13 protein-coding genes are annotated in these 12,092 nt (G+C 34.2%); 4 read left to right on the top strand and 9 right to left on the bottom strand.

The window, feature by feature from the left end; genetic code table 11:
* Positions 1-216: 216 nt before the first annotated feature.
* The 3 genes from IO90_RS15425 to IO90_RS15415 all read right to left on the bottom strand — a co-directional run bounded on the left by IO90_RS15425 (position 217) and on the right by IO90_RS15415 (position 2,624).
* Positions 217-735, bottom strand: coding sequence for a helix-turn-helix domain-containing protein (locus tag IO90_RS15425; protein ID WP_034968457.1), 519 nt, complete (start codon positions 733-735; stop codon positions 217-219).
* A 119-nt stretch (positions 736-854) separates the two neighbouring features.
* A complete protein-coding gene (locus tag IO90_RS15420; RefSeq protein WP_034968454.1) occupies positions 855-1,550 on the bottom strand; it encodes a hypothetical protein in 696 nt (231 codons plus the stop codon).
* Positions 1,551-1,565: 15 nt separating this feature from the next.
* Positions 1,566-2,624, bottom strand: a complete 1,059-nt coding sequence (locus tag IO90_RS15415; RefSeq protein WP_034968452.1) for a TerC/Alx family metal homeostasis membrane protein — start codon at positions 2,622-2,624, stop codon at positions 1,566-1,568.
* Between the two features lie 339 nt (positions 2,625-2,963).
* Here IO90_RS15415 and IO90_RS15410 point away from each other — a divergent pair, with 339 nt between their 5' ends.
* Together IO90_RS15410 and IO90_RS15405 are read left to right on the top strand one after the other, a co-directional pair.
* Positions 2,964-4,067 carry a M14 family zinc carboxypeptidase gene (locus IO90_RS15410; RefSeq protein WP_034968449.1) on the top strand — a complete coding sequence of 368 codons (1,104 nt, stop codon included), beginning with the start codon at positions 2,964-2,966 and terminating at the stop codon, positions 4,065-4,067.
* A gap of 192 nt (positions 4,068-4,259) precedes the next feature.
* Positions 4,260-4,778 (top strand): hypothetical protein, encoded by a 519-nt coding sequence (locus IO90_RS15405; protein ID WP_034968447.1) that lies wholly within the window; start codon positions 4,260-4,262, stop codon positions 4,776-4,778.
* Positions 4,779-4,828: 50 nt separating this feature from the next.
* Here the strand turns inward: IO90_RS15405 and IO90_RS15400 are convergent, their stop codons facing one another.
* Positions 4,829-6,268 (bottom strand): glycoside hydrolase family 30 protein, encoded by a 1,440-nt coding sequence (locus IO90_RS15400; protein WP_034968444.1) that lies wholly within the window; start codon positions 6,266-6,268, stop codon positions 4,829-4,831.
* A gap of 223 nt (positions 6,269-6,491) precedes the next feature.
* Between IO90_RS15400 and IO90_RS15395 the strand changes: the two genes are divergently transcribed.
* On the top strand, positions 6,492-7,682 hold the full coding sequence (locus IO90_RS15395) for an MFS transporter (protein ID WP_034968442.1): 1,191 nt from the start codon (positions 6,492-6,494) through the stop codon (positions 7,680-7,682).
* Positions 7,666-8,433, top strand: coding sequence for an NUDIX hydrolase (locus IO90_RS15390; protein ID WP_034968439.1), 768 nt, complete (start codon positions 7,666-7,668; stop codon positions 8,431-8,433). Before IO90_RS15395 ends, IO90_RS15390 begins: the two co-directional genes overlap by 17 nt.
* A 54-nt stretch (positions 8,434-8,487) precedes the next feature.
* Here IO90_RS15390 and IO90_RS15385 read toward each other — a convergent pair whose 3' ends face one another.
* The 5 genes from IO90_RS15385 to fsa all read right to left on the bottom strand — a co-directional run bounded on the left by IO90_RS15385 (position 8,488) and on the right by fsa (position 12,054).
* Positions 8,488-9,513, bottom strand: a complete 1,026-nt coding sequence (locus tag IO90_RS15385) for a M28 family metallopeptidase (RefSeq protein WP_034968436.1) — start codon at positions 9,511-9,513, stop codon at positions 8,488-8,490.
* A gap of 40 nt (positions 9,514-9,553) precedes the next feature.
* Entirely contained in the window at positions 9,554-9,901 is a 348-nt protein-coding gene (locus IO90_RS15380; RefSeq protein WP_034968432.1) for an SdpI family protein, read from the bottom strand.
* Positions 9,902-9,907: 6 nt separating this feature from the next.
* Positions 9,908-10,258, bottom strand: coding sequence for a VOC family protein (locus IO90_RS15375; RefSeq protein ID WP_034968431.1), 351 nt, complete (start codon positions 10,256-10,258; stop codon positions 9,908-9,910).
* Positions 10,259-10,389: 131 nt separating this feature from the next.
* A complete protein-coding gene (locus IO90_RS15370) occupies positions 10,390-11,199 on the bottom strand; it encodes a Cof-type HAD-IIB family hydrolase (RefSeq protein WP_034968428.1) in 810 nt (269 codons plus the stop codon).
* A gap of 201 nt (positions 11,200-11,400) precedes the next feature.
* On the bottom strand, positions 11,401-12,054 hold the full coding sequence (fsa, locus tag IO90_RS15365; protein WP_034968425.1) for a fructose-6-phosphate aldolase: 654 nt from the start codon (positions 12,052-12,054) through the stop codon (positions 11,401-11,403).
* Positions 12,055-12,092 lie beyond the last annotated feature (38 nt).

Raw genomic sequence — 12,092 nt, 5'->3', positions numbered from 1 at the left:
AGATAAGTTTTCTAAAATTTGAAAATTGAAGATTATTTGAGAACAAAAATTTATGGTGAAATAATTCAAGCACAAAAGTCACAAAAGATATTTAAATCATTATACTTTTAAGATGTACAAATAAGATACATTATTTTTAAACAAATTATTTTAAGCTTTTCATAGTTTACAGTTTTTAGATTTTCTTTTGTGACTTTTGTAGTTCAAACTTTGATATTAATTTTCAAAAGTTTCAAAAGTTCCATCCTCATAAAAAAACACAATTCTTTTGACATTTTTCTTTTTCGAATCTTGTTTTTGAATGGAATTTTCTAATGTCTGAGAATCGGATAAAACATTTTTTCCAGCTACTTGTGAAGAAATATTGGAATCTCGCGATTTTGATTTTTCTACTTTATCCTCACTTTCGGTAATGCCAAAATTCTCATCATTGATCAAAGAAAACAAATCAGGCAAAGACGGTTTTTTCTTTTCTAAAACTTCTGGTTTTTCTTCGACAATAGGTTCAGGTGCTTTCTCTGAAATCAGCATTTCGCCTTCTCCAGTGATTAGCCAATTCCATTCGAAGTCTGGAAATGCCGTTTTTATTTTGGTGATAAAATCGAGAGAAGGTTTGTTACGTCCAGAAATGATATGAGAAATGCTGGAACGTTGTACGCCAATTTCCTCAGCAAATTCTGCCGGAGATAATTCTGAATGTTCTATTACTTTTGTAAATCTGTTACTGAAATCCATTTTACAAATGTAATTAAATTAGTTTACAATTGTTTTACATTTGTAATCAACTGATATTTACTTTTGTAAACAATTACATTAAATTTAATTATATGATAATCAGTAAGTTATATACTTACTTAATGTAAAATCAAAACAATTTGTGGATAAGCCTTAGTTATCACTTTTATTTTTCTGTTACGAAAGATTAACCAAATTATTGTGGATAAGAAAAGAAATGAAATAAAGCCGACTATAATGATCAGCAATCTTTGATTGGAATTTTCTTCCTGTAGCGCTTTTATTTCGTTGTTTAGACTAATAATTTTTCTGTTAGGTTGGTTAAAGAGATCATCAACAACAAGATCAAAATTATCATTATTAGAATTTTTTAAACTGTCAAGTTTTAATTTTTGCTGATATTTCTTACTGAGAATATCTAATGCTTGGATTTCATCATCAGAAATATCCGAAAGCTTTTTTGTGTAAAGGCAGTGTTCTGAAAATAGAAATCCAGTGTCGGGTTCGTAGAAAGCAAAGATTAAATATTGATTCTTTTCATCAAATATCAAGTCACAAGAGCGAATTTGTGATCCAAAAAGAGTAGCTTGATCGGTATAAAAGCCATCGTAATTATTCCCTTTGTAAATCTTTCCTATCTTAACTTTGCTGAGATAATTATCTAAAGTTTTAAATCCAGAGGGCGTTTTATGAACTTCAAAAATATCTCCTACAAAAACAAAATCTGCACTTTCAAATGAACTTTTCAGATTAACGTTATCGCATTTACAAGCAAGAATATTAATTGAAAATAAAAGTGCAAACAGCGTTTTCATTTTGTTCGTTTTAAACTAAGACTCGATATGATGAGTTTTCTTTTCCGGAAACATTAGGGACGTCGCGATGCTCAAAAACAAGATGGAGACAATCACAATCAATGAATGTGAAGTGGTAAATCCGATATCATCTAGATAATGGTGGAAGATCATTTTGAGACCGATAAACGTAAGCAATGCAGCCAAACCGATCTTCAGGAATCGGAACTTATTCACAATTCCGGCCAGTAAGAAGAACATCGATCTAAGTCCGATAATCGCAAAGATATTGGAGAAAAAGACAATGTAAGGATCTTTGGTAATGGAGAATATTGCTGGAATACTGTCAACAGCGAATATTAGATCTGTAAATTCTACGATAATCAAAACCAGGAATAACGGCGTCATTTTCTTAATACCATCAATCACGACAAAGAACTTATTGCCTACAAATTGGTTATGAACTTTGAAATGTTTTTGCGCAAACTTTACCACAGGATGATGTTGTGGATCTATCTCGTCTTCTTTATTTCTATCGATAAACATTTTGATTCCCGTATAGATAAGGAACGCTCCGAACACGTACATAATCCATTCAAACTTCTGAATCAAAGCAGCGCCTATAAATATGAACAGGAATCTCATCACGATCGCACCAAAAATTCCCCAGAACAATACGCGGTGATAATTGCGCGGTGCAACTCCAAATCCGGAAAAGACCAATAGGATTACAAAAATGTTATCTATAGAAAGTGCATATTCTACCAAGTAACCGGTTAGAAACTCGAGGCCGAGATTTTTATTATAAAGCATAATGCTATGCTCCAGGTTATCCGGAATTATTTTGACGGGATGTTTATGCTTGGCAACTATTTCCTGTAATCTCTCGATACTATCGATCCCGTGGATCTGATGACCGAAGTAGGTGAGGACTATATAAAATCCTAAAGAAAGGAGAATTATGAAAACACTCATCAGTCCAGCTTGCTTCAAAGACACGGCTGAATCTTTCTTATTAAAAATTCCCAGGTCGAGTAGGAGGAGTATCACTATAAATATCAAGAATCCCGAAAGGAATAAAATCTCGTTGCTCATCAGTAAAAAATATGAGCAAAAATAGCGAAATAATTATGATTTAAGCGTTTATACATTTGTAAAATATCAGTATTTTCAAAGAAATTATCGTTTAGTATTCTGATGAACAAACGGAAGAAACTATGGATAATCCACATTAAAGTAAATTTAAAAAAATACTTTATTTAGATTACGTAAAATACTGATAATATATAAATTATAAAATTAAAGTAGCAATATATCAATCCACAAAATAATTAACAGACAAGTTGTCATTTTGACTTGTTTAATGATTTTACAAATGTAACAGTGATTATTTGGGATTAAATGTTATTTTTGTCAACATATAAAAAAGCAATTATGACAGTCAGTTTTCCTTATTCAAAAAATGTAAACTTCCCAGAACGCTATATTTCCCCAGAAAAATTATTTTCTTACTTACAGGAGAATTACAGCGATCAGATAAAAGAGATTGGAAAATCTAGTTTGGGGAAACCTATCTATATGTTGACTTTGGGAAATGGGAAAACACGAGTTGCCGGCTGGTCGCAAATGCACGGAAACGAATCCACTGCAACTTTGGCGATGTTGGATCTTCTTCAGATTTTTGAGAAACATCCGGAGCTTAAGGAAAAACTATTTTCATTGATTCAATTGGATTTTATATTTATGTTGAATCCTGATGGCTCAGAAACTTGGTCCAGAAGAAATGCTTACGATATTGATCTCAATCGAGACTTCATCAGAAACTCCAGTACGGAGATGAGAATTTTGAAATCTGTGGTCTTGAATGGCAATTACAATTATCTTTTGAATCTTCACGACCAACGAACGATTTTTACAACGGATGGCAGTCATCCAGCGACTTTGTCATTTTTGGCTTCCTCAGAAAATGTCGAAAGAGACGTCACGGAAAACAGGAAAAAAAGTATGGCGGTGATTTCGGCAATCTATATGCAGATGAAACATATTTTGCCAAATAGAATTGCAAAATATACAGACGAATTTTACCCAACATCCAGCGGAGACAATTTTATGAAATCTGGGATTCCGTCTATTTTGTTTGAAGGCGGATTTTATGAGAATGATCTGGATCGCAACAAAACCAGAGAATTTTACACACACGCTTTGTATTATGCTTTGAAGGCAATGTCAGTTCTTAAAGGTGACACTTTGAGCTACGAAACTTACTTTGATATTCCTCAGAACAGAGAATCTCATTTTGATTTGATTTACAGAAATGTGAAACTCAACACAGAATTCGAATGCATTATGGATATTGCCGTACAGTACAGAGAAATCCTTGATGAGAATTCTAAACTGACTTATCAGCCATACGTCATCGAAGTTGGCGATCTGAACCACAAAAAAGGTTGGAAAGAAATTGATTGCACCGATAAGAAATTTGTTTCTGTGAAGAAGTTTCCAAAATTGGATTCTTTAGTAGATTTCGTTATAGAATAATTTAATATTTTTCGTTTTTATCACTTTGTAATGAATTGGTATAAAACGATTTACAAACCCAATTTAACATAATATAAATTATAGGACTTTTTGTATTTATTGTTGTACCTTTGTTTAAGACCCACATATTCAACTAAATATCAATATGGTACAATATTTTCTAAGCTTGAATTACTATTAAAATAAACTATTATGAAAAAAGCTTTTTTAATCTTGACCGGATCTGTTCTAATAATCTGCTCCTGCGAAAAAAACGACGGCAAACAAACCAATGTCGAAAATCGAAAACCTGATACATTGGCCATTTCCGAAGATCCAAATCAAATCTCCGAAAATGAAAACGTTGAAAATTGCTATATGAGCGTAATCGGAAAAGATTCTATGTTTTTGTCTTACAAGATTTCCAACGCAAAAGTTACTGGAAAATTGAAATATCAAAACTTCGAAAAAGATTCAAATTCTGGCGACATTTCAGGAACTATTTCTGGTGATACTATGAAAGTCAATTACAAATTTGCTTCTGAAGGAACAACCAGCGAAAGAGAAATTTACTTTTTGCAAGACAGTGGCGTTTTGCTGGAAGGCATTGGAAAATATGCTGAAACTAATTCAAACAAAGCAATTTACGAATCTGGAAAATCTCTCAATTTCTCCAAAGGGCAAAGACTGAATCCTGCAGATTGCAAGATGATCTCAGAAAAATTAAAATAAAAACAGCAGCTCAAAAAGCTGCTGTCCATAACCCTCAAAAAATATATAGTTTATAAAACTATCGTCTGTATAGAATGTGCCGGCGCGGAAAGTTTTGAAGATTTTCCCTCGATCCACAGATTGAAATCTGTGTCTGCATCGCCCTCGTTCATCACCACTACGACCAGTTCCCCACTCTCGTTCAAGAAACTTGTGGATAGCAAGAAGTCTTTGTTGGAAGAACTTCCAACACGTTGTGCATTTGGTTTTAAGTATTTCGAAATATGTCCGATGTAATAATATTCGTAAGTGTAATGCAACTCTCCTGTTTTTGTATTGGCGATAATTGGTGCAAAACAGAAATTCCCTTTGTGATTTGGTCCACCTTTTTCGTCTAAAAGTATGTTCCAATCTGTCCAGGCTGCAGTCCCTTTGTTCAAATCGTTGATCATATTTCGCCCGTACAATTCGCCGATGCTCACGTCATAAATTTTAGAAAAATCAAATTGTTCCTTGCAGCCTTCCGTGAAAATCAGGAATTTGTCTGGAAAAGCTCTGTGTGTTTCTGCCAAATTATCAAACAATGGAGATTTGTTATTCCAAGTCTCATACCAGTGATATCCAATCCCAGAGGCATATTTGGAAGTTTCCGGATCTTGCAAAGTGGTGGTTGCTCTTTGGAAAATCAAATCTCTGTTGTGATCCCAAATGATGACTTTCTTATCTTTATATCCATTTTTCCACAAAGTTGGACCTAGATTTTCTCTTAAGAATTTTCCTTCTTCATCTGCTGTGTAGATGCAAGATTCCCAAGTTTGTGTTGCCATTGGCTCGTTCTGGATCGTCAATCCCCAAACCGGAATATTTCTTTTTTCATATTCCTGAATGAACTTAACATAATAATTTGCCCAGACTTGATAATATTTGTCTAATAATCTTCCACCTTTCAGCATACTGTTGTTAGATTTCATCCACGCTGGCGGACTCCACGGACTGAAGTAAAATCTAAAGTCCTTTGGATCAATTGCTTTTTGAGCTTGTTTGATCAATGGAATTTTGTATTGTTCATCGTGCTTTACATCAAATGATTTTAGTGTTTCATCATTATCTTTGACGTAAGTATAATTGTCGCTGGAAAAATCGCACGAGTTCATATTGGTTCTCACAACATTGTACCCTATCCCCGATTTTCCGTAATATGCCTCAATAAATTCCTTTTGCTTATCCTTTGGAAGTTTTGCAAAAACCTCTGCAGAAGCGTCTGTAATCGCACCTCCAAAGCCAATGATCTTCTGATATTTGAAATCAGGATCAACGAAAACGCATATGTCCGTCTCTTTTGGTTGTGGAAAATCCGTGAAAACAGCATTGGATTTACTGGCAAATTTCTCATTGCTTTTCTGCGAGGTCAAGATCACTTTTCCTTGCTTCATCCCTTTTTTCCAGTAATTCTGTGCATTGACAGTGGATATCAAGGAGAGCGTTGCAAATAGTACAATTGTCTTTTTCATTTATTTTGAACTAATAATTAATAGATTATTTTATCTCAAAGTGAGACAATAAAAATAATCTTTTTTTATTATATGCCAAATATTTTTTAATATTTAAAAAAAATCTTTTATTTGTGGGAGATTTAGAGGTTTTTTTAATTTTAATAAATTGTTAATAATCAAGCTCATTTTCACCAAAAATTATTCTTAATATTAAATATTATAATCGCCTTTTCAAAAACAAATGACATCCAAAAACCAGATCAAGCTTCCGCTAATGTTCAGTTTTCTGATTTTTTCTATGCTTCTCAACAGTATGGGCGCCATTATTTTGCAGTTATCTAGTCAAATTTCTTACGCCGGTTTGGGATTTTTAGAAAGTTTCAAAGATATTCCGATGGCAGTGATTTCTTTGTTTTGCGTCAATCTCATAAGCAAAACGGGGAATAAAAATGCGCTGATATTTTCTTTGATTTTCATCATTTTAAGTTGTATTGCGTTGCCCTTGGTAGATGCATTTTGGTTTTTCAAAATTTGGTTGAGCATTGTGGGCGTCAGTTTCGCTTTGGCTAAAATTTCCGTTTTCAGCATCATCAAAAACAATTACAAAGACAAACAACTGGCAAGCACGATCAGCAGTGTAGATGCTGCTTTTATGTTCGGAATCTTCTTTGTCAATATTGGCTTCGGAAGTCTCCTCACAAGCGATTATGCAGAATATTGGAAATTTGGATTTTGGATTATTGCACTTTTCAGCATCATCACTGTTTTGATGATCAGACCTTTGGAAATCATAGAAATTCCAGCGTCAGAGAAGAGAATTTTTTCTGGTGGCTTAAGATTTTTATTAAAACCAAAGATCATTTATTTCTTTATCATCATTTTTCTTATGGTTTTGGTGGAACAAAGTTTCAACTCGTGGTTGCCAAGTTTTTACAAAAATAATTTGCAGATCAGCACCTATTTCGCCTTGCAGTCTTCCGCATTTTTGGCCTTATTTTCATTCTTTGGAAGATTGATTACCAGCAAATTGATTCTCAGGTTCCATTGGTTTCGCTTGGTTCTGATTTGCCTATGTGTAATCTTCATCATTTTAGGAATCTCACAGGTTTTAATTTCCTACTTTTATGAAGATTACAAATATCTTTTGATCTTTGTGATTCCGTTAATAGGATTGTTCCTTGCACCACTTTATCCGCTCTACAACTCAGAAATCCTGAATAATATCCCAGCTAAAAAAACGCATTACTTTGTTTCGATAGTTGTAATCTGTTCATCTTTGGGAAGTTCGTTAGGATCCATCTATATGGCAATGATTTTCTATCATAAGATGAGTTACTTTTATCCGATTTTCATATTTTTACCTTTATTAATTATATTTGGACTCACATTCGTCCTCAACAAAACGCAGATAACCTATGACCGAAAACAATAAAAATAAACAGAATCTCCAGCAATTAGTAGAAACTAAAGATTTTGTGGAACACGTCTCTTTGGATTGCGTGATTTTCGGGTTTCACAAAGACAAGCTAAAGGTTTTACTTTTGAAGTACCACGATTTGGATCTTTGGTGTGTTCCAGGCGGATTTATTTTTAATGATGAAAATCTGAACGATGCAGCTGCAAGAACACTCTACGAAAGAACGCATCTTTCCGACGTTTATCTGGAGCAGTTTTACACTTTTGGCGATGTGAGAAGAACGCAAAACAATGTTCACCACAAACTTTTGGAAAACAAAAAAATTGCCGTTGATGACAGCCATTGGATTCATCAGCGTTACATTTCCGTCGGATACTTTGCTTTGGTAGATTATACTTTGACCTATACTTTCCCAGATTCCTTCAACGAAGTTTGCCGTTGGTTCGACATTTGTGAACTGCCTGACTTGGCATTCGACCACAAAGAAATGATTGAAAAAGGACTACTCTATCTCCGAAAAAATATCGATTATCAGATTATGGGAAGCAATCTTCTCCCCGATAAATTCACGATGAAAGAATTACAACATTTGTATGAAGCGATCCTCGGAGAATCTTTGAGACGCAACAATTTCCAAAGGAAAATCCTGAGTATGAATATCTTGGAAAGGTTAGAAAAACATTTCACAGGTTCTGCCAACAAGGCGCCTTATCTCTACAGATTTTTGGATAATTCTGAAATTAAGAAATCGGATTTTGATAAATAATTGATTTCAAAAACATAAAAAAGACGACTTTCATAGTCGTCTTTTCTATTGATATTATCGTTCGTTTTTACCATCAACTACGATTCTGTCTGGTCTGTTTGCCAATTCCCAAGCGGTTGCGAAAACCAATTTTGTACGTTTTGTCAAGATATCGTAATCAATTCTATCCGGCGTATCTGTTGGTTTGTGGTAATCTTCGTGGATTCCATCGAAGTAAAATGCTACCGGAATATTGTGCTTTGCAAAGTTGTAATGATCTGATCTGTAGTACAATCTTTGTGGATCTTTCGGATCGTCATACTTATAATTAAGTTCCAGCTTCTCGGTTTTGGCATTAGCCGTTTCACTTATTTTTTTCAAATCTGAACTTAGCATTTCAGAACCTATCACATAAACGTATTTTTTTCCTCGGTTTTCAGGATCATCTCTACCAATCATATCGATATTAAGATTCGCAACCGTATTTACCAGCGGGAAAACTGGATGATCAGAGTAATATTCCGACCCGAAAAGTCCGTGCTCCTCTCCTGTCACGTGTAAGAAAAGAATAGAACGCTTTGGCCCATAACCTTTTTTCTTCGCCTCGTTGAAAGCTTGTGCAATCTCCATTACCGCAACAGTTCCACTTCCATCGTCATCGGCACCGTTGTAGATCTCTCCATTTTTGGTTCCAACGTGATCGTAGTGTGCAGAAATCACGATGATCTCGTCCGGCTTTTCGCTACCTTCTATGAATGCCAAAATGTTCTCGGAATCCGGCAAAGTTTCGCCATATTTTTTCATCGCTTCAGATGGCACTTTTTGATAGTAAGAACCTAAAGCTTTTGGAAATCCGATTCCCATTTTCTTGTACTGCTCGATCATATATTCGCCAGCTTTCTTCTGACCAGGACTTCCTGTATCTCTTCCCTGCATTTCGTCACCAGCGATGACGTATAGGTTTTCTTTCAGTTCGGCCAGCGTGATACTGTTGTAAGCCTCTTGGAAACCTTTGCCTTCGTATTCGAAAGTTTTCGTAGTAGAACAGCTTTGCAACAGCGCAAAACCAAGGAAAAATCCGTATAGTTTTATATTTTTCATAAGTTTAATTTGATATTAAGTCGATATTATAAAAAGATTGTTACATAGTCTTCTCAAATTTTCTTAGATCAGATTCTGTTTTTACAAATAATAAAATCATTAAAATTATCAATTCGATGACGCCAATCGTATTAAGCAAAACTTCATCGATGGAAAAAATAGTTCCGATCTTTCCGGTTACAATTGCTACAATTCCAATAATCATTAATAACTTCGATGATAACTTCTGAGCAAAATTCCAATTCTCAATATTTTTCATAGATCTGGCAGTTCTGTAGCCATATAGATAATTGATCTTCTTCGGAGGAAAAATATACATCAAAAATCCTGCAAACAGCACAACTGCGCCGATAGTGTATGGAATTGATGTAACATTTTCGACCATCATTTTTATTTAAATTAATTCTCCAAAAGTCAGCAAAGTTCCATTTGGGTCAATCAAAGAAAACTCACTCACATTCCAAGGTTTAGTTTCCAATTTTCCATTTGGATGAATTTCAATGCCTTGATTCTGAATATTTTGATAAAATTTTTCAATATCATTATCGATTCTTAGATAGATCATAAAATCAGACTTTTCTGAAATCAAAGTTGAGAATTCAAAAAAGTGAATTTCCAATTGTTGATATTTTGTAATGAAATAATCATCGTAATCCGAAACCAGTTCAAAACCCAATTTCTGATAATAATCCAGCGTTTTTTCTTTATTAATGAAAGGAAGTTTGGGAATTACTAATGAAATCATAGTGGTTCTGATGTTTATTAATTTCAAAAATAGCTAAAATAAATTCTAATCTGACCAAGTTTGAAAACAAAAATCAAATTACTGAACAAAAAATTTTGATTGATAAAAAGAGAATTTAAAACGAAAAATTCTTAGTTGAGTGCAATCGAATCCAAATAAGCTTTGATGGTTTTCGCAACTCCAAAATCATTGTTAGAAGCCGATTCGTAGGTCGCGACTTCTTTTACAGACGGATGCGCATTTTCCATTGCGTAAGAGTATTTAGCGTTTTTCAACATCTGGATATCATTCATATAATCTCCAAAAGACATCGTTTGCGAAGGTGTAATATTGAGTAAATTCTGTATTTTCTCAACGGCTTTTCCTTTGTTGATGTCCTTATTCATCACATCCAGCCAATTTTTTCCAGAAACCACGATTTCCAGATTGTACTTTTCGAATTTTTTGAGATAAGGATAAATATTCTTTTCGGAACCATCCGGATGATAAACAGCAATTTTGAAAGCACTGTCATTAACGGCTTCTGTCAAATCATCTACCTTTTCGTTCTCGGTGTAATATCTCGAGAAAAAATCTACAAATTCCTGATCCTCTGTTTCATAGTAAGCCTTCTTTTTAGCCGATAAAACAGCTTTGGCACCAGGAATTTCGCGGATTGTTTTGATGATATCGATGATAGATTGTTGGTCTAATTTGTCCGCAAACAATTCCTCATTTTTGTAAACCACGTAACCGCCATTTTCTGCAATGAAACCGATTTCATTTTCGATGTCCCCAAAATACTGCGTGATTCCGGGCATTTGTCTGCCACTTGCGGGAACAAAGAGGATGTTTCTTTTTTTCAATTCTTCATAAATAGCAGGAAAATCCGGGCTGATCTCGTAATTGGAATTGAGAAAAGTCCCGTCCATATCGGTTACAATAAGCTTGATATCTTTCATAATTGATGCAAATTACTATTCCTTAATTTCAAAAACAAGTAACAAAGGTCTTAAATTATTGACCTTTTAAAAAATCAGGCTTATTAATTTAAGGTCAATTATTTTCTTTTCAGACTTTCTTATCAATTTTAAGATTAAATCAGCGTTAAGAGCATATTTTCACATCAACTCTGCCGGCGTTTCAAAGCCACATTAAATCAGTTATTGCATTTTTTGTGAATCCTTGATAAATTGCTCCAATCCTGAATCCGTCAAAGGATGTTTCAACAAAGAAAGAATCGGCTGGATCGGACAAGTCACAACATCGGCACCAATTTTTGCACAGTTGATGATGTGCATACTGTTTCTTACGGAAGCTGCTAGAATTTCAGTTTCGAAACCATAATTATCAAAAATCAATCTGATTTCTTCAATCAAATTTAAACTATCTGTCGAAATATCATCCAATCTTCCTAAAAACGGTGAAACGTAACTTGCTCCAGCTTTCGCGGCCAAAAGTGCTTGTCCAGCTGAGAAGATCAAAGTACAATTTGTTTTGATGCCTTTGTTTGAAAAATATTTTAAAGCTTTCACACCATCTTTTATCATTGGGATTTTAACAACGATGTTTGGGTGAATCGCAGCGAGAATTTCTCCTTCTGCAATCATTTCTTCGTAAGTCGTGGAAAGTACTTCTGCCGAAATATCGCCATCCACAATGTTGCAAATATCTCTGTAATGTTGAAGAATAGCTTCTTTTCCGCTGATGCCTTCTTTTGCCATCAATGTCGGATTGGTTGTAACGCCATCCAGAATTCCCAATTCGTTGGCTTCTCTTATCTGTTCTAAGTTAGCTGTGTCAATAAAAAATTTCATTATATTTTTAAGTTTAAGGTTTTTAAATTTTAAGTGAT

This window comes from Chryseobacterium sp. FH1 (assembly GCF_000735135.1).
Taxonomy (GTDB): Bacteria; Bacteroidota; Bacteroidia; order Flavobacteriales; family Weeksellaceae; genus Epilithonimonas.
Note: the sequence above shows the minus strand (reverse complement) of the source record. Positions and strands in the feature narration are given on the sequence as shown.